This is a genomic window from Pseudanabaena sp. FACHB-1998, assembly GCF_014696355.1.
Lineage (GTDB): Bacteria > Cyanobacteriota > Cyanobacteriia > Pseudanabaenales > Pseudanabaenaceae > Pseudanabaena.
Genome location: NZ_JACJQA010000027.1, coordinates 208,552 through 235,240 on the forward strand (window position 1 = coordinate 208,552; position 26,689 = coordinate 235,240).

Genomic DNA, 26,689 nt, shown 5'->3' on the forward strand with positions numbered 1-26,689 from the left:
GTAATCCTAACTATTTTGCTAACTCCCTTGCAACATGGATTAAAAATTTTGCCGCATCTTGATTATCATGGTGAGTGTAGTAAGTAGCAACTTTAACCAGTATTTTGATCAATCCTTCATCTAGTAGATCACTATGAAAATTAAGTACTTCAGGATCTTCTCCAGAAGGTCATTGAAATAATTTGTCAATCCAGCATGGCAAGTCTGCCTTGCCCATCAATTCAGAGCTTATGGAATTGATGCAGGAGACGAGTTTTCTCTGGCAGGATGAAGAAACTGCTGCTACGAGCTTTTGTGTTGCGAATTATTAGCTTAAGGAAAAATATGGAAGGGATTATCGGTACGGTGGCGATCGCAATTACTGCTTTTACTGCTACAAATATCGATGACATTCTCATTCTCACGATTTTCTTTGCCCAAGTCGATGACAAATTTCGTCCGCGCCATATTCTGATTGGTCAGTACTTAGGTTTTGGATTAATTCTCTTAGCGAGTTTACCAGCGTATTTAGGTGGTCTGATTATTGACCCTAAATGGATTGGACTTTTAGGACTATTGCCGATCGCGATCGGAATCAAAGATTTATTCCAAAAGCAAGAAGAAGTAACTGTGCAAAATTGCGCGATTCCTGAGCAGAGGAAATCGGCTCTAATCGCTCCACAGACTTATCATGTGGCGGCTGTCACTTTTGCCAATGGCGGCGACAATATTGGTATTTACATTCCTTTATTTGCGAGTAGTAATGCAGCTACTCTCTTAATTACTCTTGCTACTTTTTTGATGCTCATCACAGTTTGGTGTTATGCCGCCAAAAGTATCAGTAGTCATCCTGCGATCGCTAAGTTTCTTTCTCAATACAGTGATGCGATCGTGCCTTTTGTCTTAATTGCATTAGGTATTTACATTCTCCACGAAAGCAAAACCTATCAATTGCTTCCTTTAGTTAAATTATGATTCTTCAGATATTTCAATATTTCTACTTGCAAGCTGTTCAATAAAAATCTTCAAGCTAGGATTTTCTGAACAAAGTTTCAATAAATCTTTATGATTGGAATATTTACTTGCAATACTTTCATAATATTCATAATCTTTTTCCTTAAACTCTGGCAAGATTTGTTTCAATAATCTTAAACAGTTGTCAGTTTGTGAGTTTTCTTCTTGAGAAAAGTACAAAGGTAATAACCAACATTCTATTGAATGAACGGTGATTGCAAAAATAATTCTACTTGCATATTTATCATAAAAATCTTCACCAATTTCCAACCTGAATTTATCTATTACTTTTTTAATTAGTTGTTCAGACGTAAGTTTTTCACCTTTTTCATTCTCATGAGGTATACCAAATTTTGGAGAAACATCAGTATCTATATGAATAATAATATATCTGTTGAATTGCAATGCTTGTCTAAATTTCTGTGACTTACAACACTTAAATACTCGATCCCAACCAGCAGGAGCATTAAAATTCTCTGGTTGAATCGGCTTAAGTTTAATATTAGGATCATTAAAATATCCCGCTAAGATATTCCTAATGATCGCGAAATCTGTTTTTCCTTCTACAATTCCTCCAAAATTATTCATACTAAAAATTATTTGGTAATCCTCCGATATAACCATTCATGAAAGCTTCTGACAATGGTACAGGATCATCATCATCTAAAGGCTCAGGTGCAAATATACGTTCTGCTTTTGTATGACCATAAATATTGCGATAAATCGTAAAAAGCCTTTGTTCACCATCATGTAAATCTAATCCATCTAAAACCGCAGGATTATGAGTTGTGAATATAACTTGTTTATCATATTTTTTCGCAAGTTCTACTAATTCTTGGATTAGTCTTGTACATAGTTTAGGATTTAGTGCGTTTTCAATGTTGTCAATTGCAAAGAATTTAGGTGTATCGTCACTGACAAACAAAGCAAAGTAAAACATCAAAAACAAAAATCCTTCATTAGAGCTTCTCTGATTAAAGTAAGGTAGCTCTTTATCCAAATACCGATCTTTAATTTGAATATTTTTTTCTAAATCTGAATTGTTATGATCTATATTAAAGTCGCCAAACCAATCTATCAGTTCCAGCCTTTTCTTGATTTCATTTATCTTGTCAGGACTGTTGTTCAACACCTTTAACAGTTTAAGTAATCCTTCTCCCTTAGTCCCTAATGGCTGAACTTGCCCTTCTTCTTTAAAGGTTCTCAAAAAGGAGTTTTCAGGAGAATAAATAATAAAATCTTTTAAGTCTAAACTACTTTTTTTTATACTGATTGACATTTGCTTTAAAAAATTATATGCAAATGCAAAAGAAGTTTCTTCAATTGATTTAGGATCTAGATCGTTTTTAAGATGCTTTAAATTTCCCTGATTGATTTGTTCCTGAAAAAAAATCTTTGCTTGCTGTGCGAGAGCATTTACTCTCTTTGTTTCGTTATCTTCTAATGCCTTAAAAAGACTATTCATACTAATGTTTGACCAAGCTGAATAAGGCTTGTTATCATTCTGTAGTTCAAAATTCAAAATTACTTCGTCATTATCATTAGTAAATGGGATCTCATCATCTCTTTTAATATTTATCTTTATCGTGTTTGTAATTTTTTCTTTCTTAAAAGCCGATCGCATAAATTCTGGTTCAGTAACTCTGATTCCTCTAGGAGCTAAAAACTCATTATCTAACTTGTTACCTGCTGCTGCACCAGCCAAAGCGATCGCTTCTAAAATATTGCTCTTACCACAACCATTCTCACCAATGAATACATTAACCCGACCCAAATTTATCTTGAGACTTTGGATAGACTTATAGTTCTCGATTTGAACTTCGGTAAACATAGGATTGAGACTTAGGGGAGCAAACGTGATGAGTTAGCTATAGCTTAGCATTCACTTTAGTTAAGTAACTACCAGCGATCGCCCAAAAGATTGCTAATAACCAGCCACCCAGAATATCACTGGGATAATGCACACCCAAATATAGTCTTGTCCAAGCGATCGCCATAAACCAAAAACCACCTGTAAATAACCAAATTAATCGCCAATGTTTGTGAGGAATCAGCATCGCGATCGCCATCACTAGACTCATACTCAGCATTGAGTGACCACTAGGAAAAGAGAAGTCTGGCTGTGGCAAAGGGGAAACCCACACATCAGGACGAGCGCGATGAAAGAGAAGTTTTGCAAGAAAGGTAATCAAGCCACCGCCAATGATCACTAGCCAGATATAGCCTAGCGATCGCCATTGCTTCCACCAGACTAAACCAATACTCAGTAAGGAAGTAATGGCGAGAATGGCTACAGCTCCAGCGGTTTGGGTCAAGGCGATCGCAATTTGATCTAGTTCTAGGCTTTGCAAATTATGGACTTTTTTGAGAATTATGCTGTCCCAATAAGTGGTTAATGGCAAGGTGGTCACAGCGATCGCTAATAGCCCAAAAGTAGTAAGCAGAAAGAGAATCACCAAAATTTTTTTTAAGGTTGCTTCTTTTAACTCAGATATAGATTGTGGTAAGTACTTAGACATAAAAAATGTAGTGAATTAATTTTTTGACTCAATAGGTGTTTCGGGGAGGTATTCTGGCTGCAATGCTTAAAATGCCTGACTATCAAGAATTTCAGCCTCGGAGGTCTAAAGCGTGTGAATACTTGGGATTAAAAATGTTGAGTTGGCTATGATGTTCGACCTTTCTGAAACTATAGAGGCTTTTATTAAATCTCATAGTGCCATTGTTCAGTAGATTCCGCTAAAAACCTAAGCTTACGTCCTTTACGAGATAAGAAACCAATCTTCTCAAGATCATTGATAATGCGTGTGACCGTAACGCGAGTAGAACCGATTAATTCCGCGAGTTCTTGATGGGTTAATTGTAGACTGATCAGTCTGCCATGGCGATGATCCTCTTCCCCAAAACGTTCTGTTAACCAAGCTAATAGCAACCTTAAAGCCTCATCCTTCGCTCGACTATGGGCAATCTTAAGCAAAAACTCACTAGTTTGATTGCGGCGAATAATTGACTCAACATGATCTCCCCACTGCGATCGCGGGATTTCGGTTAGCTGCACATCAGTTAAGCATTCCATTTCGTAGGGAAATAATTGTGACAACTCACTGCCAATGAGATCACCCTCAGTCCATAATCCTGAGCAAATTACTTGACCATCCTCGTTCCATGTGAGCGATCGCACCACACCCGACTCAATTTTCCAGAGATAGTTAGTTCGGCGAGGCAGCATTTCACGGCGCTTATAGGTAAGCCCAGTGGTCTTTTCAAGATAAATCATCAGATACCCTATCGATAAACAGTAGATTTTATTTGTATTACGTTGAAAAGTATTGTATCTTACTAAGTACGGTATTACCGCGATGTTACCGTACTTTACTAGTCTTTACTTTTGGCTTTCCTCACCCCAACTGAACAGCTATGAAAATTGCTCAAAATATTACGCAACTAATCGGTGGTACGCCCCTCGTTGCTCTGAATAACATCCCTAAAAAAGATGGCTCCCTTGCTAGAATTGTCTTGAAATTAGAGAGCATTAATCCTTCTTCTTCAGTTAAGGATCGGATCGGTTTAGCGATGATTGAGGATGCGGAAGCTCAAGGCTTGATTAGCCCTGCTAAAACTATATTAGTGGAGCCAACTTCGGGTAATACAGGGATTGCCTTGGCAATGGTAGCGGCGGCTAAGGGCTATCGCTTGATTTTGACAATGCCTGAAACGATGAGCTTAGAACGTCGTGCCATGCTTAGAGCTTATGGAGCAGAGCTAGAGTTGACTAATGCTAGTGAGGGGATGCGGGGCGCGATTCGGCGGGCTGGAGAAATCGCTGACTCTACGCCTAATGCTTATATGCTGCAACAGTTTAATAATCCAGCCAATCCTGCTGTGCATCGGCGTACTACTGCCGAAGAAATTTGGAATGATACGGATGGAGAAGTGGATATTGTGATTGCGGGTGTGGGAACTGGCGGCACGATTACGGGAGTTGCAGAGGTAATTAAGCAACGTAAGCCGAGTTTTCAAGCGATCGCTGTAGAACCTCTCAACAGCTCAGTTTTGGCGGGTGGTACTTCGGGGGCGCATCGCATTCAGGGTATTGGAGCAGGATTTATCCCTCAAGTTTTACGCACGGATTTGATTGATGAAATTATTGGTGTTTCTGATGATCAGGCGATCGCTTACGGTCGGCGCTTGGCACGTGAGGAAGGTTTACTGTCAGGGATTTCGTCAGGGGCGGCTTTAGCAGCAGCGATCGCTGTGAGTAAGCGTGAAGAAAATCGCGATCGCCTGATTGTGGTGATTCAACCAAGTTTCGGAGAGCGCTATCTCAGTACCCCTCTATTCCAAGAGCCTGAATTTGCGTCTTCCACTTCTACAAGATAAAAGCATTCATCTCTAGGTCAATTAATGCTGTGCGTAGCACAGCATTAATTGACCTAGAGATATCTATAAACCTAGTTCAGAAAACTAATGGAACTATCTTGCAAGGTAGATTACGCCTGTATTGCTTTGATGCAATTAGCGATACGACAGGGACAAGGACAACCAATTTCTGTTAGCGAAATTGCCCATAGTCAAAACATTCCTGTTCGCTACCTCGATCAAGTCATGGGAATGCTAAGACGAGCAGGAATTATTCATAGTCAAAGAGGAGCCAACTTATTATTCATTTTATTTCCTAAAAAGAGTAGGAAGCGCTTTTGCGCTTCCTACTCTTTTTAGGAAATAAATAATATTTTGATAATGTACGCTTATCGTTCTCTTAACCCGTTGCTGTGTATCTGACGGATAGGATACTAACTATTCATTTAAAACTTGGAAAGATTTAAATCATGGCATTGACGGCAGGAAACATTGCATTTGTTGGATTTAATGCTGATGGTAACGACAATATCGCCTTTGTCGCTTTAGTAGATATCAGCGCTGGCGAAACAATTATTTTTGAAGATAACGAATGGAACGGTACTGGTTGGGTTGATACAAATGAAGGAGCTTTTAGCTGGACGGCTTCTTCTACGGTATCTGCGGGAACAATAGTTCGGATTGATAACATTGGGTCAGGAACGATCGCTGCTACTACGGGAACGGTGGTTGATGCATCGGTTCTAGCACCATCGCGGGGTACAAATCGCGGACTTGGTGCAGGTGATGAGATTATTTATGCCTATCAAGGAACTGCGGCTGCTCCAACATTTATTACCGCGATCGCTAATGGTGGATTTAATGGAACAAACGGATTACTTACTAATACGGGTTTAACGGCTGGAGTAAATGCGATCAATCTATCGACACTAGATGATGATGCCGATATTGCTGTCTTTAATGCTGCACGTAGCGGACAAGCCAATTTTGCGGCTTATCTGCCAATTATCAACAATCCTACAAATTGGATTGCTCAAGATGGTACAGGAGATCAGAGCATCGATACTACTGCTCCAGATGTTCCTTTCAGTTCGACCGCTTTTACTGCGACTCCCCCTGCTATCAGCTCCATCGATCTTTCTAACTATATCCGCGTTGGACTTTTCAACCTGCCAGTCGGTGCGGGCGCTCTGGCTGAAGAAGTCTCGGCAGTAACCTATAACAAAGATACCGATACGCTTTTTGTTGTAGGCGATGAGGCTAAGTCAATCGTGCAGGTATCAAAGACTGGACAATTGATCGACTCGATGACTTTAAATACTGGATTATTTGCCGATACAGAAGGGCTTACCTATGTTGGCAATGGTCAGTTTGTGATCGCCGACGAACGAGTTCGCACAGCTAACTTGTTTACCTATGCAGCAGGAACGACTCTTACTGCGAGCAACGTCCAGTCAGTAAAGCTGGGTACGACCGTGGGAAATATTGGTCTTGAAGGTATTACTTTTGACCCTTTAACAAACGGATTCATCGCGGTTAAAGAAGAGAACCCCTTAGGAGTTTTTCAAACTACGATTGACTTTACGGCGTTAACAGCAAGCAATGGTTCACCCACCACTGTTAATTCGACCGACCTCTTCAACCCGTCTTTGACAGGGCTTTCAGACTTTGCCGATGTTTTTGCCTTCTCGAACCTATCGCCCACAAGCGATCGCTTGCTAATCTTGAGTCAAGCTTCAGGCAAAGTCGTTAACGTTGATCGCGCTGGAAATATCTCTAGCTCTTTAACAATCGTGTCCGCACCTGGTAATGGATTGACGGTTATCGATCAGGGTTTTGAAGGACTCACGGTTGACAAAAATGGAATTCTTTACCTTACCAGTGAAAATGGTGGCACTGCTCCTCAACTTTCGGTCTATGCACCTTCAACAGTTCCCAACCAAGCGCCCACCGCAGTAGTCCTGAACAATAGAGTCAACGCTCTCTCAGAAATTGAAAGCACCCTTGCCCCGACAAGAATCGCCAACATCGCCATTACCGACGATCAGTTGGGTGTAAATACACTCAGCTTGACTGGAACAGACGCTAATTCCTTTGAGATTACGGGCAGCAGCTTGTTCCTCAAGGCTGGCACTGTGTTAGATTTTGAAACCAAGCCTAGCTTTAGCGTCAGCGTCAATGTAGACGATGCAACCCTTGGCAATAACCCAGATGCGACGACCGCCTTTACCTTAAACATTACTGATGTAGTTGATGAGACTCCACTTCCAGTCACCAGCACCAGCATCTTCGTTACTGAAGTTGCACCTTGGAGCAGTGGTAACTCGCTAGTAGCAGCAGATTGGTTTGAACTTACAAACAAGGGTACGACCTCTGTAAATATCGCTGGATGGAAAGTTGACGATGACTCAAATTCCTTCGTCTTAGGAACTACCTTGAGCGGTATCACAACGATCGCTGCTGGCGAATCGGTAATCTTTATTGACTCAACCAACCCCAATCTCACCAATCCCATATTCCTAACCAACTGGTTTGGCGCGAATCCACCAGCCAACTTAAAGATTGGTAACTACAGTGGTCCTGGCTTGGGTACTGGTGGCGATGCTGTCAATATCTTTAATGCTGCTGGGGTTAAGCAAGCAGGTGTCACTTTCGGCGCTTCACCTGCCGCCTCGCCATTCACCACCTTTGATAATTCGGCATTGTTGCAAAATGCAGCAATTACAACTCAAAGTGCTGTTGGTGTAAATGGTGCTTTCTCAGTCGTCAATAGTCAGTCTATAACCGAGATTGGTTCTCCTGGAGCGATCGCTGCCTCAGTCGTGGTATCCCCAACAGTGACTATCGCTGCAACCGATGCTAATGCCGCCGAAGCTGGCACTGACACTGGCACATTCCGCATTACCCGCACAGGCGCTACCGCTAATGCATTGACCGTAAATTACACAGTGGCAACTGGCACTGGTCAAGCGATCGGCGCTGATTACACCCCCACATTGACAGGCTCAGTAGCGATCGCGGCTGGTCAGGCTTTCGCAGACATCGTTATTACTCCAGTAAATGATTTACTAATCGAAGGAAGCGAAACCGTTACCATCAATCTGACGGACACCGCTAACTACGATTTGGGCGCAACAGCGACTGCAACCGTAACTATTGCTGATAACGATTTCCCCTCTAAAATCAGTACTATCCAAGGCGCAAGTCAAACATCGCCTCTTGTCGGTCAAGTTGTTTTGGCTGTCCCCGGTATCGTTACTGCCGTTGATTCCAATGGATTCTATCTCCAAGATCCTAATCCAGACGCTAATATCGCTACCTCTGAAGGTATCCTCGTCTTCACTGGTAGCGCTCCAACCGTTAAAGTTGGTGACTCCATTACCGTTACAGGCAGGGTAAGCGAATTCATCCCTGGTGGAGCTAGCACGGGCAACCTTTCCACTACTCAGATCGGCGGTACTCTCACGATCGCAGTTCTTTCTAGCGGCAATGCTTTACCTGCGGCGACAATTATCGGTGCTGGTGGTCGCGTACCTCCTAATCAAATCATCGACAACGACGGACTTACCTCCTTCGATGCAATCACCGATGGCATTGACTTCTTTGAATCCCTCGAAGGAATGCGCGTCAATGCGAAAAACTTGCAAGCTGTCAGCGCTACTAATAGCTTTGGCGAAATCTATGCCGTTGTCGATAATGGTTCAGGTGCAACGGGCTTGAGCAGTCGCGGTACGATCAATATATCACCCACTGACTTTAATCCAGAGCGCATTCAAATTGACATTGACAATGGTGTCTTTGACTTTGCTCTTCCTAATGTCAATGTCGGTGCGAAGATTGGCGATGTTACGGGTGTAGTTGGGTACAACTTCGGCAACTTTGAAATCATCCCCACAGAAGCATTTGGCAGCAACATCGTTGCTTCTACACTTCAGCCTGAAGTAACCACCCTCACCAAGAGCAGTGATACCCTCAAGGTTGCAACTTATAATGTTCTCAATCTTGATCCTCAATTGGAAACAGGTGTTGCGGCTGGCGATATCGATAATGATATCGCTAACGGAAGATTTGCCACGATCGCCCAGCAGATCGTCAACAATTTGGGAACACCCGACATCATTGGACTGCAAGAAATTCAAGACAACAGTGGCGCTCAAAATGATGGCGTAACCTCAGCGAGCTTGACTCTACAAACTTTAGTTAATGCGATCGCCGCCGCAGGTGGACCCACCTATAAATTCATCGACAACACCTTCATCACTAATAACGCTAGTGGCGGTCAACCGGGAGCAAACATTCGGACTGCCTTCTTATACAATGACGATCGTGTTGATTTAGTTGATGGTTCTGTCAAAACTGTTCCTAGCTCCTCTTTTGCCGCTTTTGCGGATAGCCGTTTACCATTGATTGCCGACTTCGCTTTCAATGGCGAAACCGTCACCGTAATCACCAATCACTTCTCATCTAAAGGTGGTAGCCGACCTCTATTTGGAACTACTCAACCTTCCGTCGGTGATGAAGCCAATGGCAATGGACAAGAAAACGTTGCAATCAATGGTTCTCTCGATCAGCGTCGCGCTCAAGCTCAAGCCGTAAACGATTATTTTGATAGCGTCTTGGCTACCAAGCTAGATGCCAAGGTCGTTGTTGTGGGAGACTTCAATGAATTTGAATTCATTTCGCCACTTAATATCCTCGCGGGTGGTGCTAATCCAGTGCTGACCAATCTCACCAATTCTCTTCCAGAGAACGATCGCTACACCTTCAACTTTGATGGAAATTCGCAATCGCTCGATCACATTTTGGTTAGCAATAACCTAAGTGGCTCGGCAAAAGTGGATATCGTTAATATCAATACTGAGTTTGTGGATAACGCCCAACGCGCCAGTGACCACGATCCGATTGTCGCAACGATCAAACTTGCACCTGCATCGCCCACATTGTCTTCTCTAGGAACAACAGGTGATGATGTCCTAGATGCACTTCCTAATCAATCCTTTGATGGTTTCAAAGACATCCTGTTTACAGGCTCAGGTAATGACAAAGTTAATCTTGGATTCGTTGCTGGTTTTAGCAATGCAGGTGATAATCGCATCGATCTAGGTATTGGGAGCGATACGATTTTTGTCAACAAAGGCGATCGCCTATTTGGCAGTGAAGGGAATGACATCTTTGAAGCATCTGAAAGCAAAGGCGACAACCGTATGTCTGGCGGTGCTGGCGATGACACTTTCTTCTTAGGATTTGGCGATCGCGCTCTTGGCGGTGACGGTAACGACAAATTCTTCGTTAGCTCTGGTGGTAATAACTTGTTATCAGGTGGTGCTGGCGCTGATCAGTTCTGGATTTTCAATATTTCTGCTCCCTTAGCAGCAAATACAATTGTGGATTTCCAAGCAGGAACAGATGTCATCGGTATTAATAGCGGAGGACTACTAAGCTTTGGGAATTTGACTCTTTCTGGTAATAGCCTTGCGATCGCTGGTAAGGCGATCGCCACATTTACGAATGTGGATGTTACTAGTTTGACATCTGCTAACTTTGTCTTTAAGTAATCCCAAAAAGCGAGTTGCGGCGCTTCGCGCCGCAACTCGCTTTTTGTTTTGTGTCCTACTCCCTTCCCAGCCAAGAATTAGCTATGCGGCGCTTCGCGCCGCATAGCTAATTCTTGGCTGGGAAGGGAGTAACAAGAATGGCAATAGCTATAATTCACAAAAGTGTTGTCACATTTTTGTGAATTGTTACTAGTCCTAGAGCAAGCCAAAGTCTTTACTGAGATTCAAGTTATAAATCTGTCGTAAATTGCAAACTTCATAATCATTGATATTCGTGTCATGCAATTCCAGATTATAAAAATCTATAAATTCATCTTCAAATAGGGGTCCCGCGTGCCAAGTGCCAGCATTTAGTTTGATGAAACAATGGCCTGTAATCCGAAATGCAGCAATTTGCGTTAAATCAATTTGCGCTGGTTCTGAGACTGGAGCCACAGCCATAAACCATTCTTTGCCATTAAGAGAGCCAAGACATTGGGTGCATTGTTGATGCCGCGCCAAGCTGTGAAATTTAAGCCCAACTTTACGGAGGTGCATGATGTAAAAACGCGGAATCCCTGACAAGACTAGCTGAGCATCATTCACATCAAATTGCTTACCGTCATTAGTCGGGAAAATTACTTGCCCATAGGGTTGAAAATTTTCAGGCGTAATTAATTGCGGAGTTAACTGAGTGAGTAAAGGTGCGATCGCCATATTCTCAAACCTGATGTAAACCCATCATAAAGTACATCAAAATGCGCTTGAGTGGCGAGATTTGCAAAAGCAGCAAACCAAAGCGTCGTAAGACTTTGAAGAACCAATTATGGTTAGAAAATAAGCGATTAGAAATATCAGTAAGCCAAATTACGCCTAAGTTATCCCATTTACGTTTGGACTCATAACGCTTTAAAACGGCGATCGCCCCCAGATCTTCCTTGTTTTGATGAGCTGCTTTCAACACTTTAGCTAAAGCATTGACATCCCGAATACCGAGATTCATGCCCTGACCGGCGATCGGGTGTGTGGTATGCGCCGCATCACCAATTAAAGCTAAACGGGGTTGAATATAGGTCTGACTATGCATCCATCGGGGAACATAATTGGCGCGTTCACGGGAAATAACTTTAATCTTGCCGAGCTTTTCCATGAGGGGATGACCAAAGCGGTTGGTTAACTCTTGGAGGAAGGTCGAGTCATCCAGAGCTAGCAAATGGGGCGTTTCTTCAGCAGTGGCAGTCCAAACGATGCAGGAGCGATCGCTGCCTAGTGGCAAAATTGCGAAGGGACCACTGGGTTGAAATCTTTCATGGGCAAAATTGTGATGGGGCTGTTCTGATTGAATCGTGGTGACGATGCAGGTTTGCGCGTATAGGCGTTGATTGACCGCAATATTGGCTAATTGCCGCACTAGCGATCGCCCGCCATCAGCACCCACTAATAATTTGGTTTCGAGATATTGCTCACCAATATCTGAGCTTATTTTGATGCGCATCACATCGCGATCTTTTGCATACTCAATATCTAAAATTTTGGCAGGACAAATTAATTCTAAATTTTGACATTCCCGCGCAAAATCCCAGAGCGAAGCTAAAGTTACTGAATTCTCGACTATATAACCCAAAGCTTCTTGTCCCATATCTTCACACCGCAGTTGCACCTGATAGGGCAAATCACCTTCTGAGACTTGGATTCTATGCATCGGCGTAACTCCTCGGCGCTGCATTCCGCCCCACACGCCGATATTTTGCCAAATCTGACTTGATCCATAGGCGATCGCACTAGCACGACCATCAGCAGTAAATTCTCCGCGCAAGAAATTACCATTAGCCTCAATGATCCCCACTTTGAGATTACGGTTTGTCGCACAGTTTTTATCGCCTAGCGCACAGGCTAAACTCGCGCCCACCATACCCGCACCGACAATTAGCACATCAAACATTGTTTAAACGACTAGATAAATTATCTTGGAACATACCCGTTCCTATTATTAGCATTTTGTAAAGAAATATTGCAGAAGTACGGATATTTTTAACTAATCGACTGGCAACGCATCCTCCGATCTACGAGCAAGAAATTTTAAAAGTGGGGCAAAGCCCCACTTTTAAAATTTCTTCAGAGAAGCAGGGCGCAAAATGGTAAAAATCACAAAGGAATTTTTACCATTTTGCGCTTTGGTAAAACTGACGTTAACAAAGATGTAGGCTGGTATGGTATAGAAAACAGTAGAGATTATGTGACTACGTTTTATCGAGATTTTTGACTCTGTAGCAACAACAATTGTTAACTGCTATTTGAGAAACAGAAGAGGGCATCTCAACGTAGGGAAATTAGACTAAAAAGAAAAATTTGGAGAAAGTTGGATGAGTTCCCCAGCAGCACTGTCAGCATCATTAGTACAGATAGTCAATTTAGAGAGCGATCTGCGTGCCGCCAATTCTCGCCTGCGATACCGTCTCAGGCTTGTTGAGGATCTGTGGGAATCAGTCCTATTGAGAGAAAGCGGACAAGAATTAGTTGATTTACTCAGACAATTGCGGGCGATGTGTTCACCCGAAGGTCAAGCGCCCGAATATCCTGCCGAAGAGGTTTTAAAAGTAGTTGAAAGTCTCGATTTACATCAAGCAACTACGGCTGCGCGTGCCTTTGCTTTATTTTTTCAATTGATTAATATTGTTGAGCAAGATCACGAGCAAGAACAAACCAGCATTCATCGGATCAGCCCCATTAATAGTGAAGCCGAATATCCTGTGGGGACATTTCGCTGGCTCTTCCCCGAACTGAAGAAATTAAATGTGCCGCCCCGCCAGATTCAAAAGATTTTAGACAATTTAGATATTCGCCTCGTATTCACCGCTCACCCTACCGAAATTGTGCGGCATACCATCCGCGAAAAACAACGCACGATCGCCAAGATGCTTAAGGAATTGGATCGGATCATTGGCTTTCGTGGTGATGAAATTGCCCCACAGGCTCTAGCCCTAAACTGGGAAGCCGCCTCTCTACAGGATCAAATCGCTGAAGAAATACGTCTCTGGTGGCGCACTGATGAACTCAATCAAATTAAGCCCACAGTTTTAGACGAAGCTGACTATACGCTTCACTATTTTGAAGAGGTTTTATTTGATGCGATCCCCATCCTGTACGATCGCATTGGTTCGGCAATTTCGGGCAGTTTTCCCAAAATGAAACTCCCAAGATATGACTTTTGCAAGTTTGGGTCATGGGTAGGTAGCGATCGCGATGGCAACCCCTATGTCACGCCAGAAGTCACTTGGCAAACAGCTTGCTATCAGCGTAATCTCGTTCTGAATAAATACATCAAGTCGGTGGAGCGTCTGAGTCGCCTATTATCGCTTTCCCAAAGCTTAAGCGATGTATCCCAAGCTTTGCTCGACTCCCTTGGCGATGATCAAATCCATTTGCCTGAAGTTTACGAGAAGTATTCGATCAAGTTCCGACAAGAACCTTATCGCTTGAAATTAGCCTATGTCAAAAAGCGGCTCGAACGTACTCGCGATCGCAACCAAAAATTGCGGCATAGCGGCTGGCAAGCCTCCGAGATGGAGCTATCCACTAAGGGACAAGAAAACCAGCTATATACGAATATTAGCGAATTTCTAGCCGAATTAAAGTTGATTCAATCCAGCTTACTGGAGACGAAACTCAATCCTAAACCCCTAGAAAACTTGATCCGCCAAGTAGAGGTTTATGGGTTCCATCTTGCTCATTTGGATATTCGGCAAGAAAGCACCCAGCACAGCAACACCATCACCGAAATTGCAGAAGAAATGCAGCTTCTGTCCAAACCCTACGATGAACTCACCGAATCGGAAAAGGTGGAGTGGTTAACGCAGGAGTTAAAGACTCGCCGCCCCATGATCCCCGCAAAACTGAACTTTAGCGCCAAAACTAACGAAATCATCGAAACTTTTCGGATGGTGGCAAAGGTTCAACAGGAATTTTCGGTGGAAATTTGCAACAACTACGTGATCAGTATGAACCGTAGTGTGAGCGATATTCTCGAAGTGCTGCTATTGGCTAAGGAAGCAGGGCTGTATGATCCTGCAACAGGTAAAGGCTCTCTCAGCGTCGCACCGCTCTTTGAAACTGTGGAAGACTTGCAGAGTGCGCCACCGATCATGACGCATTTGTTTGAGCTACCTCTCTATCGAAATTACCTCGAAAGTCATAGCCACCTTCAAGAGGTGATGCTAGGTTATTCCGATAGTAATAAGGATTCAGGCTTTCTAAGCAGCAATTGGGAAATTTACAAAGCGCAGCGAGCTTTGCAAGATGTCTGCCAAAAATATCAAGTCGATCTGCGGATGTTCCACGGACGCGGCGGCTCCGTTGGTCGTGGTGGTGGTCCAACCTATGAGGCAATCTTGGCTCAACCGGGACGCAGCATTGAGGGCAGAATCAAAATTACGGAGCAGGGGGAAGTCCTCGCTTCTAAGTACTCTCTTCCCGAAATTGCTCTCTATAACCTCGAAACGATCGCCACAGCCGTAATTCAGGCGGCGCTACTGCCTAGCAGTACCGATACCTTGGATTGCTGGCTGGACACGATGGAAGAAATTTCGGTGCGATCGCGCCAAGTTTATCGCCATTTAATCTACGAGCAACCCGATCTCGTGGAATTTTTCCACCAAGTTACCCCCATCGAAGAAATTAGCCAGTTACAAATTAGCTCCCGTCCCGCCCGTCGCGCAGGTAAACGCGATTTGGGCAGCTTAAGGGCTATTCCTTGGGTCTTTAGTTGGACTCAGAGTCGCTTTTTATTACCCTCTTGGTATGGCATTGGCGCAGCTCTCGAGGAATTTCTCCAACAAAATCCAGAGGGGCATCTATCCCTGTTGCAGTATTTTTATAGCAAATGGCCCTTCTTTAAAACTGCCATCTCCCGCGTAGAGATGACGATCGCCAAAGCGGATTTGCAAATTGCTCATCACTATATGCGCGAGTTAACCAAAGAAGGTTATGAAGAGGCTTTTGTGGAAATATTTGCGGAAATTCTCCAAGAGTTTCAGCGTACTCGCCACGTCATCCAGTCAATTACAGGACAAAAGCAAATCCTCGATAGCGATCGCGATTTACAGCGATCGGTGCAGTTACGCAACGGCTCGATCGTACCACTTGGATTTATCCAAGCCTCTTTGCTCAAGCGTCTACGTCAACACCGACCTGATACCGTCGATCTGCGATCGCGCTATTCCAAAAATGAACTTTTGCGTGGGGCGTTGCTGACAATTAACGGAATTGCGGCAGGCATGAGAAATACAGGTTGATCTTGTCCTACTAAAAAGCACCCTACGAGTGCTTTTTAGTAGCTACTAGAGCGCAAAGCGCTCTGTATCCATGTTAGGATTTTGGACAAATTGAGCGTATTTACTGAGCATGTGTGAGGAGTATGAGCCCCAATCGTAATTTCCACGACCCCATTCGGGTTGGTGTCATTGGTATCGGTAACATGGGGCAGCATCACGCAAGGGTTCTCAGCTTGCTCAAGGATGCAGAGCTAGTGGGAGTCTCTGACGTAAATGTAGAGCGCGGGCGCGACACCGCTAGCAAGCACCGAGTTCTCTATTTTGAAGATTATCGGGAAATGTTGCCCCTCGTTGATGCAGTATGTATTGCTGTACCAACTCGTCTGCACTATGACGTAGGCACAACTTGCCTCAAATCGGGTGTCCATGTCCTCATCGAAAAGCCGATCGCTGCCACCATTGAGGAAGCCGAATCACTAGTTAAAACTGCGACTGAGCAAAATCGAATTCTGCAAGTGGGGCATATTGAGCGTTTTAATCCCGCCTTCCAAGAACTGAGCAAAGTTCTAAAGCATGAGACAATTTTGGCGCTCGAAGCCGATCGCATGAGTCCCTATTCTCAAAGGGCAAATGATGTCTCGGTAGTATTTGACTTGATGATCCACGATATCGATCTGATTTTAGAGTTAGTACCTGCGGCGATCGTGCGAGTTTCGGCTCATGGCAATCGCGTCTCACCCGAATCTAGCTATCTTGACTATGTAACCGCCACTATCGGTTTTGAAAATGGAGTGATCGCCACCCTCACCGCAAGCAAGGTCACCCATCGCAAGACCCGCAAAATTACCGCCCATTGCAAAAATTCCCTGACCGAATCCGATTTCCTTAATAACGAAATTTTAATCCATCGCCAAACTACAGCCAACTGGACAACCGATTATGGTCAAGTGCTTTATCGTCAAGATGGCTTTATCGAAAAAGTCCACACCAGCAATATTGAGCCACTCCATGCGGAACTTGAGCATTTTGTAGCTTGTGTTCGCGATCAAGGACAACCCTCGGTCGGCGGAGCGCAAGCTTTAAAAACTTTACGTTTGGCAAGTCTAATCGAACAAACTGCACTCGATGGTCAAGTATGGCGGAGCTGCGATTTACAACTTCGCGAAGTTGCGACTGTAGGCAGTTTTTAGTAATTCCAAACAAAAAGAAAAGGAGGCGCGAAGCGCCTCCTTTTCTTTTTGTTTGGGTGTGATGCTCACCCGTTAGCATGATTCTCTAGAGATAGAAAAGTTTAAAAAGAGCTAGAACTCAGTCTGAAATTGAGTTCTAGCTCTTTTTATTTCATTAGGAACAAAGGGAACAATGCTCATTCTCTCCAGTCAAAGGAGTCATCTCACACAGAAATTCAAAGCAATTAAATAAAGGAAAAGAATCCATGAAATCCCTCACACAAATTTCTCTAGGTTTGGCGATCGCTACTTCCGTTATGACTTCCTTTAGTGCGATCGCCTCCGCCGAAGAAGTCAGACAACCTGGAAGCTATATTGGTGCAGGTATCTCAGCTCAGACCCTAGCGACTAACCCTTCTGTAATTGGTGCAAACTTAGCAGGTCGCTACAAATTTGATGACGTACCTCTTTCCGTGAGAAGTTCTGTTTTATTTGGTAATGGCGGTACTTCCATTGTGCCTACAATTTCCTATGACTTGCCAGTAGGCGATCGCACCAATCTCTATCTCGGTGCTGGTGCATCCTTCAAAGTCGGCGGTAATGATACCTTAACAGGCGATCAGACTGCCTTCGCTTTGCAACCTGGAGTAGAAGTTAGTCTCAACAAGCGGGTTTTGCTGTACAGCAATGCAGTAATTCCTTTTAATGGACAAAGTAATGGCTCCGCAGGCGCTTCTCTCCAAGCTGGTGTTGGTGTTCAGTTTTAAATACAGCCTCTAAATAGGAACAGAAAGGAGTGCCTTGGCACTCCTTTTTATTCTTCCCAAAAGTGACATCCTTGGCAAGGACCGTGGGGATTAACTGCACAGCGAATTATCTCCGAAGCCGCATTATATCGACATTTCGCATCGCCAATCACCCAACGTCCACTCACCAAACTTCTCTCCAAGTTTTCGGGCGCAGGCTGCACATACACTAAAATTCTAAATAGATTATATTTCCCACCTCGAAATTGATAGCGATGGCGACGTTCTAAAATCGTATAAGTCTTTCCATCCACATCAATATAATTACCTGGTTGAGGCATCCAATCTAGATATATTTTGCCTACCGTCGTCTCAGGGTAAAGGGTACAAACCTCCGTGGGGATTGTCGATGTTTCCATAAAATTTAATTATTTAGTTAAAAAGTTAGCGATCGCCTAGGTGGATCTGTTATTTCTAATACTATAGCTGTCGCTACTTTAGTTAGAACATAAAAGTATAGGGATTGCTTTGCGCCTTATGTACTTTTACCAAAATACGAAGTCTGTATGCATATCAAACGCCTAGTCGCGATCGCGCTCTTTTTAGTCACCTTAGCGGGTTTGCTCATGTTTGCTGAGCCAGCCAAAACTAAGGCGATCGCTGATGTTAAAGCTGATGTTAAATACATGCAGACTCGCCTCAAAAATACACAGGATTTGTCTCTAATAGCACAGGTCAATCAACAGATTAACCAATTTGCTCCTGTCCAAGGATGTGAAGTTCAACCACCAGCCAGTCCTCCCGATCCCTCCTTACCTGCGGCTCTTACCTCTCAACCCATCACCCTAGATCGCTTTCGGAATCCAACTAATTCTTCTATCAATAACGCCACCTCTACAACCAAAAAACTAGACTATACGCCCAAGGAAATCATCGCCTTAGCTGCCGCATCCAATTATGGAGAGCGCTATTTTAAAGATCTATCGGGCAAACCCGTTAATAACGCTCCGATCATTGTTCTCCATGAAACAGTTGCGCCTAGCACTAGTGTAATTAATTACTTCCAATCTTTTCAAGAGAATGAAGATAATCAGGCAAGTTATCATACGCTAATTGCCCTTGATGGCAGCATTGTTTACTTCGTTCCCCCTGACAAACGAGCTTTTGGAGCAGGAAACTCTATCTTCATTAGTTCTTCAGGGCAGGAAGCTATTCAGACTAATCCTAGATATCCTAGTTCTGTAAATAATTTTGCCTATCACATTTCCTTAGAAACTCCTGAAGATGGAATGCATAATGATTACACCCATAGCGGTTATACGGACGCACAATATCAATCCCTAGCTTGGTTAGTTGCCAAGACTGATGTTCCCCTAGCGCGTATTACTACCCATCAAATCGTCGATCGCTCTGGCTCAAGAATCGATCCTCGCAGTTTTAATTACAATCTCTTTCAAAAATTATTAAGTGACTATCCCAGAACTAAAGAGATAGAGATCGGCTGTAAGCCTTAAAGAGAGAGAGCCCAAACAAGAGATTTTTTAAGAGTATTGCAAGGCAATACTCTTAAAAAATCTCTTGTTTGGGTTTGAGGGCGAAGCGCTGTAAGATTTGGATAAAAAGCTGTATGATAATGATTATCATTTTTATAGCACGACCATGTTATCTCAGTCATCTCCACCCATCGCGGTAAGGTTACACACAAACAAAAAATTGAAGATTACAGCGATCGCCCCTGTATTCATGGCGATCGCTACTACCATCAACGCTTGTAGCCTTACGAACACCCCAATTAATACTCCACAACAACCACCCAATCGATCCATCGTAACTACCAACAAAGCCGAAAATTTGCCCCTTGTGGTCGCCACTAACTCCGTTTCTTGCGGCTTAGCACAACAGATCGCAGGGGACACAATCAATTTGCAATGTTTGATTGAGGCGGGTACAGATCCTCACGTTTATCAACCTAAACCCGATGACCGCAAAGCGATCGACTCAGCAAAACTAATTCTCTATGGTGGTTATGCCTTTGAGCCAAACTTAATCAAACTCATTCAGTCCAGTTCTAATCCTGCACCAAAATTAGCCGTGAGTGAAGTCGCAGTGCCAAGTCCTCTAATATTTGAAGAAGGACATAGTCACAATCAGGGGGAAGGTAAAAAGGAAGCCAAAGATAACAAAGCTCCCAAAGAAGCCGATCCCCATGTTTGGAACAATGCCAAAAATGGGATCAAAATCGCTCAAGCTATTAGCCAAAGTCTAAGCAATCTCCGCCCTGATCAAGCCAAAATTTATGTCCAAAATACTACCAATTTAGTGAATGAATTAGAACAACTCGACACTTGGATCATGGAACAAATAGCCACAATTCCCGAAACCTCACGTAAGCTCGTAACTACCCATGATGCTCTAGGCTATTATGCTCAAGCCTATGGTATTCCTGTAGAAGGAGCTTTAAATGGAATTAGTACCGATGAACAGCCTACTCCCGCACGAGTCAAGGAAATCGTAGCTATTATCCAATCCAGCAAAGTTCCCACTATTTTTGCAGAGGTATCCATCAATCCTAAATTGATTAACACCGTGGCAAAAGAAGCAAATGTCAAAGTTAGCGATCGCCAGCTTTATGCCGATGGATTAGGAGCAAAGGGTAGTGAGGCTGAGACTTATGCGGGAATGTTAATCGCGAATACTCGCACAATTGTGGAAGGCTTAGGAGGCAAATATAGTCCTTTTCAATTGAAAAAGCCTTAAGGCTTTAAAACTTTGATTGAGTAGTTATGGGGAGCAACGCGCCAAATAACTACTTAATCAATTCTGCTAAATAGCTATTTCTCTTTTTAAGAAATTCATCTAATAATTCGTAGTAATTTTCAGAAACAGCTTGCTGAACTGAAGGTCTTTGAAGTAAAGCTTCACGCCAAGCATTCACTTTCGGAGTAAGGTCGCTAAAACCAAAGTTTTGATAGCGATCAAAGGCAACAAAATAACGGAATATGGGTGCATAGACCGCATCAATCAGAGAAAATTTTTCGCCTCCAAAATAGGGTGCTGCAATGAGTTGGGCTTCTAGTAGGTCTAAATTTGCAATCAAGTCTAACCGTTTTGCTTCAAAAGTCTCTTCATCCTTAGCTGCGTAGAAACCCGCAATTTTTGTAAGTAGGTTTGAACCAAATTCGATCCAAGAGCGATGTTTTGCTTTGGTCAAGGCATCTTCAGGATGCAGCGAATCAGGCGTAATTTCATCAAGATATTCACAAATTACGGCTGATTCAAACAAGACATCATCATCAACCAGCAGTAATGGCACTCTCCCCAAGGGCGAAATTTTAAGAAACCAGTCGGGTTTGTTGGCAAGGTCGATATATTCGCGATCGCAGGGTATTTGCTTTTCAAGGACTGCGATCAGCGATCGCTGTACGTAGGGACAAAGATGGTGGCTGATCAACTTGAGCTTAGGCAACATGGCAACCTCTAAGGATTTTGCAAGAGTTATTCTGATATAGTTGCATTTACACTAATTGCAATTGCAACTAAAATAACCTTAGCATAAATAATTGTAATTGCAACTAAATTCCCAAAATATAGGCAATACCTCGCACCGCCTCTACTAAGTCTATTTTTATAATTGCAATTGCAACCAATTTTTCGCATACTGGTAGCTATGTCAACCAATCCCGCCCTAGATCCTTTGCGAAGTTCCGTTTGGCGATCGCTTTTGACCGTTCATACCAAGCTGCTAGATCGCATTGCCCAAAAACTTGACCGAGCCGAACTGCCACCTTTGGAGTGGTATGACGTACTACTCGCGCTCAAAGAATCTCCCGATCAGAGTTTGCGTCTGAGCGAACTAGCCGAAAAAGTACTATTAACCCGCAGCAATCTAACGCGATTAGTTGATCGCCTCGAAAAAGCCGACTTGCTCTATCGAAAATCTTGCCCAAATGATCGGCGCGGAACCTATGCCGTATTAACCGAGGCAGGTTTAGCAATGCAGCAAAAAATGTGGATAGTCTACGCTGAAGGGATTTATGAACATTTTGCTAGTCACATCTCCGAGGATGAGGCGAAAACTTTACAGCAAATATGCGATCGGCTATTGAGCTAATTTCCTGCTTCTCAGTTTAAGCGTGTTAGAGCTGTTGCCATTCTTGCTAGGACACAAACCAGAAGACGAGTTGCGGCGCGAAGCGCCGCAACTCGTCTTCTGGTTTGCATAAAAAATCCCCACCAAAAGGCGGGGATAAATAATCGTTTTTACTTTGTCTTAAACACTTTGATTGGTAACAGGCAAGTCTTATAGATTCCCTAACCACCAAATCAACCCATGCCCCGTAGATACTTCAAGAATAAGGAGAGAGACGAAACCGATCATGGCAAGGCGACCGTTTAGTAATTCTGCATAAGGTGTAAAACCAGCTTTGTCGCTTTCTTCGACATACATCTTTGGTTCAACTGCGAAGTTGTTGAGAACGCCTCTTTCATCAACTCTGTAACTGTTAGCCATTGCTTTAACCTCTGTGTTAGTTCCTTATGTAAATAAATATAACAAAATGTTTCGAGATATTAATCTAGCTAAGGGCATGGATGATAGGTTAGCCGCACCTATACAAAGAGGTATGCACAAAGGGTGGGCTTGACATTGCCAAGCCTACCCTTTGTGATGTGAAGAGATTTAGAAATTACCTGCTAATGCGCTGACGCAGCGATCGCATACATGCGGATGCTCGGTAGACTCACCGATATGCGTAGAGTAGTTCCAGCAACGGGGACATTTATCGCCATCAGCTTTGACAACTGCAATCTTAAGGTTGTCGGTTTCACCCGTGAAGTCAGTAACAGGTAACTCTTCTACAATCTCAGCTTGAGAGACGATGAACAGATAACGTAGTTCTGCACCGAGAGAATTTAGATAATCCTTTTGAGTTGCGTCTGATACAGATAGCAAAACTTTGGCTTCTAAGGGAGCGCCGATCAGTTTGCCAGTTCTGGCTGCTTCGAGAACCTTATTTACTTCCGATCGCACTTCGCGAAGATATTCCCATTTGGTGGCAAGTTCGGGCTTGTGCCATTCAGAATGCACAGTGAACCAACCTGATTGGAAAACAGACTTAGTCGGTGCAGGATAGGGTAGGTATTGCCAGATATCCTCGGCGGTGTGGCTTAAAACAGGGGCGATCGCCTTGGCAATTGCCTCTAGGCAATACATCAATACAGTCTGGCAACTGCGGCGACGGGGCATATCGGGCGCACTGATATAGAGGCGATCCTTGGCAATATCCAAATAGAAGTTAGATAAATCGACTGTGCAGAAGTTTTGGATGGCTTGAAAGAATCGCGAGAATTGGAACTTGTCGTAGGCTTCGGTGATGTCTTTGGTGACTTCGGAGAGACGATGCAGGATATAGCGATCGCTTTCGGTGAGATCGGCATAGGGCACTAAATGTTCAGCAGGTTGAAAATCAAAGAGATTGCTGAGCAAGAATCTTGCCGTATTGCGAATCTTGCGCGACACATCGGACATTTGCGCCAAAATCGTCTTGCCGACAGGAACATCACTGCTATAGTCCACACTTGCCGCCCAGAGACGGATCACATCAGCACCGTATGGCGGTTCTTTCTTTTGGTCTTTACCGCCATTGATCACCACCATCGGATTGACAATATTGCCAAGGGATTTACTCATTTTCTGACCCTTCTCATCTAGCAAAAAGCCATGAGTTAGCACCGTCTTGTAAGGTGCGTAGCCATTGGTTGCCACGCTGGTCAAGAGGGACGATTGGAACCAGCCACGATGTTGATCGGAGCCTTCTAGATAAATGTCCGCAGGATAGTTTAGTTCGTAGGGAACTAGCTTAGAATCATGGCTCTCACCACCAAGTACGGCCGCCCATGAAGAACCCGAGTCAAACCAGACATCCATCGTATCCGTACCTTTGCGATACTTACGACCGTTATTTTTATAGGTTTCAGGAAGCAAATCTTCTACTTCCTTTTCCCACCAAACATCGGAGCCATATTCACAAATTAGTGCTTGAATATGGGTAACGGTTTCTTCGGTGAGTAGAGGCTCATTAGTTTCTTCGTCATAAAAGACGGGAATCGGTACACCCCAAGTGCGCTGCCGAGAAATACACCAGTCTGATCGCTCTTGTACCATTGAGGTAATCCGATTCTCGCCAACCGCAGGAATCCAATTAACTTCTTTAATGGACTTTAAAGATTCCTCGCGGAAACCATCCACAGAGGCAAACCATTGCTCAGTGGCGCGAACAATCACAGGCTTTTTAGTACGCCAATCGTAGGGATATTTATGGTTATAGGCTTCTTCTTTAATCAGAGTTCCATTCGCGGTCAAGATTTCCACAACTTTGGCATTACCTTCTTTGAGAACGCTCAAACCTGCTAATTCTTCCCCAGCATCTTCATTAAAAATGCCGCGATCATCGACAATGGAGATCATGCCCAGCTGATATTTTCTGCCTACTACAAAGTCATCTTGACCATGATTAGGAGCCGTGTGGACTAAGCCTGTACCTGATTCGGCGGTAACATGATCGCCTAGCACAATTGGACTAGGGCGATCGCTAATAGGATGTTTAGCGATTGTTCCTTCCAACACATCGCCTTTAAAAGTATATTTAACTTCCAAAGCTTGCTCAAAGGTGGCGGCTAGCTTCTCAACCAACTCTGTGGCGACGATATAGTTCTTGTCACCAGCAGCAACGATGCTATAGCTGAGATGAGGATTGGCGCTAATACCCAAGTTGGCAGGGATCGTCCAAGGGGTAGTTGTCCAAATTACAGCATGGAGATTATCAGGGGAGGCGATCGCCTCAAATATCGCTTTTAACTTCTCGCTAGATTGGGTGATAGGGAAAGCCACATAGATACTACGCGAAATATGATTTTCAGGATATTCCAATTCCGCTTCCGCCAGCGCCGTATGGGAACTGGGCGACCAGTAGACAGGTTTCAAACCACGGTAAATATAGCCTTTCAAAGCCATCTTCGCGAATACGCCAATCTGCGCTGCTTCATACTCAGGCTTGAGCGTATAGTAGGCGTTTTCGTAATCACCCCACACCCCCAAGCGCTTAAAGACTCCCGCCTGTTCTTCAATAGTTTGCAGTGCAAATTCCTTTGCTCTTTGTCGCAACTGTAAAGGCGTAAGATTAACCCGTTCTTCAGCTTTGATATTTTGCAAAACCTTAAGCTCAATTGGCAAGCCATGACAGTCCCAACCTAGGACATAGCGAGCTTTGCGTCCCCGCAAAAGTTGATAGCGATTAATAATATCTTTCAACGATTTGCCCAAGGCATGACCCATGTGCAGTGTCCCATTGGCGTATGGGGGACCATCATGGAGGGTAAAAATATCACCTTTATTATTAGCGCTTAATTCTTCGTAAATGCCCTGCTCTGCCCAAAACTTTTGAATCTCTGGCTCACGAATAATTGCATTTGCCCGCATCGAAAAGTCAGTTTGCGGCAAGTTAACGGTGTCCTTATATTCGCTTAATTCGTCAGGACTCGCGAGATTCTTTGATTTGGCTTTAGGAGCAGAGGTCATGGTTCTAAATTAGGTCAAATTTTGTTAAGGTTTACCACCCATTATGCAACAGGATTGGCTGTACAGTCATTTATTTATCTGGGACAAGCCCAAGAGTCCGAACGTCAAGCAAGCAATGAAATAGACCATATCTATAACAAAGCAAGAGTTAGCTAGTACAAACCAAAACCCAAAAAGCGAGTTGCGGCGCTTCGCGCCGCAACTCGCTTTTTGGGTTTTATGTCCTAAGCAAAACTTTGCTACACAAGAAAAGAGTTAGCTCATTTCTGGTTTTATAACAAATCTAGTAAGAGTTTTAAAAACTAAAAATGGCTACGCTATTTTTAGTTTTGGTATAACTTAACTACAGGCAGTGTCTTTACCTGTTGACAAAGCCCCAAGCAAAGTTTGGATTTTGATCCAACTTGTTCTTTTTCTACCTGTTGTATTAGTTGTCGATAAGTTAATGCAAATGGGAACTTGAGAAGATTTATAGATAAATCCACGGGAATCAAATTCAATAGTTACTGGGCTAAGCTGAGCATTAGGAGAAGTATTGTCGATCACCGATGCAATAGTGATGCCTTTTTCTAAGCTTTGTTCTACTCCAGAATCGGTGCGGACATTGTCTAGACGTAAGGTTGCATCTGATGACGCGGAAAAAGTTGAAGCGGAAGATGTAAAGGTAATGCGCGATCGCTTGCTGTTAGTAACGGTTTGGGAGTCACTTGTTTGACGAACCTTGGCATCGGATTGAGCCGCCTTAATGGCCGCAAAGATTTTTGTTTGAGAAGAATTAAGGCGTTGATTGTCTACAAAACTAACCCACGAAGGGGCCACGATCGCACTCAATATACCAATGATAATCATCACGACAAGGACTTCGATTAAAGTAAATCCTCGATTGGTATAGCGATCGCCAGAGGTTCTAGATGCATATACAAATTTAGATTTGCGCTTCATAGAGAAACTATGAGCCACCATCAGAACCAAACGGTTCAGGGATTTACTAAGTATTCTTAAAGGTAAACAACAAAAGTTATAAATAGACATTTTATTCACC

21 protein-coding genes are annotated in these 26,689 nt (G+C 43.5%); 10 read left to right on the forward strand and 11 right to left on the reverse strand.

From position 1 onward, the window contains the following. Window positions 1-267 precede the first annotated feature (267 nt). Window positions 268-954 carry a cadmium resistance transporter gene (locus H6F42_RS11230; protein ID WP_242018411.1) on the forward strand — a complete coding sequence of 229 codons (687 nt, stop codon included), beginning with the start codon at window positions 268-270 and terminating at the stop codon, window positions 952-954. On the opposite strand, the gene H6F42_RS11235 is transcribed toward H6F42_RS11230, so the two are convergent. The 4 genes from H6F42_RS11235 to H6F42_RS11250 all read right to left on the reverse strand — a co-directional run bounded on the left by H6F42_RS11235 (window position 949) and on the right by H6F42_RS11250 (window position 4,270). Then, the gene (locus tag H6F42_RS11235; RefSeq protein ID WP_190399437.1) at window positions 949-1,581 is read right to left on the reverse strand and encodes a phage tail protein; all 633 of its coding nucleotides are present in this window, start codon (window positions 1,579-1,581) and stop codon (window positions 949-951) included. The two genes, H6F42_RS11230 and H6F42_RS11235, sit on opposite strands and share 6 nt — an antisense overlap. Window position 1,582: 1 nt before the next feature. Then, window positions 1,583-2,824, reverse strand: a complete 1,242-nt coding sequence (locus tag H6F42_RS11240; protein WP_190399438.1) for an ATP-binding protein — start codon at window positions 2,822-2,824, stop codon at window positions 1,583-1,585. Window positions 2,825-2,861: 37 nt separating this feature from the next. Beyond that, window positions 2,862-3,512, reverse strand: coding sequence for a phosphatase PAP2 family protein (locus H6F42_RS11245; RefSeq protein ID WP_190399439.1), 651 nt, complete (start codon window positions 3,510-3,512; stop codon window positions 2,862-2,864). Window positions 3,513-3,697: 185 nt separating this feature from the next. Then, complete coding sequence (locus tag H6F42_RS11250) at window positions 3,698-4,270, reverse strand: Crp/Fnr family transcriptional regulator (protein WP_190399440.1); 573 nt, start codon at window positions 4,268-4,270, stop codon at window positions 3,698-3,700. A 140-nt stretch (window positions 4,271-4,410) separates the two neighbouring features. On the opposite strand from H6F42_RS11250, the gene cysK reads away from it, so the two are divergent. The 3 genes from cysK to H6F42_RS11265 all read left to right on the forward strand — a co-directional run bounded on the left by cysK (window position 4,411) and on the right by H6F42_RS11265 (window position 10,907). Further along, a complete protein-coding gene (cysK, locus tag H6F42_RS11255) occupies window positions 4,411-5,373 on the forward strand; it encodes a cysteine synthase A (RefSeq protein ID WP_190399441.1) in 963 nt (320 codons plus the stop codon). Between the two features lie 87 nt (window positions 5,374-5,460). Then, a complete protein-coding gene (locus tag H6F42_RS11260; protein WP_242018412.1) occupies window positions 5,461-5,712 on the forward strand; it encodes an Rrf2 family transcriptional regulator in 252 nt (83 codons plus the stop codon). 110 nt (window positions 5,713-5,822) lie between these two features. Further along, entirely contained in the window at window positions 5,823-10,907 is a 5,085-nt protein-coding gene (locus H6F42_RS11265) for an SdiA-regulated domain-containing protein (protein WP_190399442.1), read from the forward strand. Between the two features lie 195 nt (window positions 10,908-11,102). On the opposite strand, the gene H6F42_RS11270 is transcribed toward H6F42_RS11265, so the two are convergent. Both H6F42_RS11270 and H6F42_RS11275 read right to left on the reverse strand, forming a co-directional pair. Next, window positions 11,103-11,603, reverse strand: coding sequence for an ureidoglycolate lyase (locus H6F42_RS11270; protein WP_190399443.1), 501 nt, complete (start codon window positions 11,601-11,603; stop codon window positions 11,103-11,105). Window positions 11,604-11,607: 4 nt separating this feature from the next. Further along, entirely contained in the window at window positions 11,608-12,828 is a 1,221-nt protein-coding gene (locus H6F42_RS11275; protein WP_190399444.1) for a UbiH/UbiF/VisC/COQ6 family ubiquinone biosynthesis hydroxylase, read from the reverse strand. A gap of 421 nt (window positions 12,829-13,249) precedes the next feature. Here H6F42_RS11275 and ppc point away from each other — a divergent pair, with 421 nt between their 5' ends. From ppc to H6F42_RS11290, 3 genes are all read left to right on the forward strand, one after another. Next, window positions 13,250-16,177 (forward strand): phosphoenolpyruvate carboxylase, encoded by a 2,928-nt coding sequence (ppc, locus tag H6F42_RS11280; RefSeq protein WP_190399445.1) that lies wholly within the window; start codon window positions 13,250-13,252, stop codon window positions 16,175-16,177. 122 nt (window positions 16,178-16,299) lie between these two features. Further along, window positions 16,300-17,346, forward strand: a complete 1,047-nt coding sequence (locus tag H6F42_RS11285) for a Gfo/Idh/MocA family oxidoreductase (protein ID WP_190399446.1) — start codon at window positions 16,300-16,302, stop codon at window positions 17,344-17,346. A gap of 245 nt (window positions 17,347-17,591) precedes the next feature. Beyond that, window positions 17,592-18,092: an outer membrane beta-barrel protein gene (locus H6F42_RS11290; protein ID WP_190399447.1), complete on the forward strand. Its 501-nt coding sequence runs from the start codon at window positions 17,592-17,594 to the stop codon at window positions 18,090-18,092. Between the two features lie 47 nt (window positions 18,093-18,139). On the opposite strand, the gene H6F42_RS11295 is transcribed toward H6F42_RS11290, so the two are convergent. Further along, complete coding sequence (locus tag H6F42_RS11295) at window positions 18,140-18,490, reverse strand: DUF6464 family protein (protein WP_190399448.1); 351 nt, start codon at window positions 18,488-18,490, stop codon at window positions 18,140-18,142. Window positions 18,491-18,637: 147 nt separating this feature from the next. On the opposite strand from H6F42_RS11295, the gene H6F42_RS11300 reads away from it, so the two are divergent. Beyond that, entirely contained in the window at window positions 18,638-19,585 is a 948-nt protein-coding gene (locus H6F42_RS11300) for a peptidoglycan recognition family protein (RefSeq protein ID WP_190399449.1), read from the forward strand. A 145-nt stretch (window positions 19,586-19,730) separates the two neighbouring features. Beyond that, complete coding sequence (locus H6F42_RS11305; RefSeq protein ID WP_190399450.1) at window positions 19,731-20,828, forward strand: zinc ABC transporter substrate-binding protein; 1,098 nt, start codon at window positions 19,731-19,733, stop codon at window positions 20,826-20,828. Window positions 20,829-20,877: 49 nt separating this feature from the next. Here the strand turns inward: H6F42_RS11305 and H6F42_RS11310 are convergent, their stop codons facing one another. After that, window positions 20,878-21,540 (reverse strand): glutathione S-transferase family protein, encoded by a 663-nt coding sequence (locus tag H6F42_RS11310; RefSeq protein WP_190399451.1) that lies wholly within the window; start codon window positions 21,538-21,540, stop codon window positions 20,878-20,880. Between the two features lie 198 nt (window positions 21,541-21,738). On the opposite strand from H6F42_RS11310, the gene H6F42_RS11315 reads away from it, so the two are divergent. Then, a complete protein-coding gene (locus tag H6F42_RS11315; RefSeq protein ID WP_190399452.1) occupies window positions 21,739-22,182 on the forward strand; it encodes a MarR family transcriptional regulator in 444 nt (147 codons plus the stop codon). Between the two features lie 189 nt (window positions 22,183-22,371). On the opposite strand, the gene H6F42_RS11320 is transcribed toward H6F42_RS11315, so the two are convergent. From H6F42_RS11320 to H6F42_RS11330, 3 genes are all read right to left on the reverse strand, one after another. Further along, entirely contained in the window at window positions 22,372-22,581 is a 210-nt protein-coding gene (locus H6F42_RS11320; RefSeq protein WP_169363248.1) for a chlorophyll a/b-binding protein, read from the reverse strand. Window positions 22,582-22,749: 168 nt separating this feature from the next. Beyond that, complete coding sequence (gene ileS / locus H6F42_RS11325; protein ID WP_190399453.1) at window positions 22,750-25,647, reverse strand: isoleucine--tRNA ligase; 2,898 nt, start codon at window positions 25,645-25,647, stop codon at window positions 22,750-22,752. A gap of 339 nt (window positions 25,648-25,986) precedes the next feature. Continuing rightward, the gene (locus H6F42_RS11330; RefSeq protein WP_190399454.1) at window positions 25,987-26,589 is read right to left on the reverse strand and encodes a type II secretion system protein; all 603 of its coding nucleotides are present in this window, start codon (window positions 26,587-26,589) and stop codon (window positions 25,987-25,989) included. Between the last annotated feature and the right edge of the window lie 100 nt (window positions 26,590-26,689).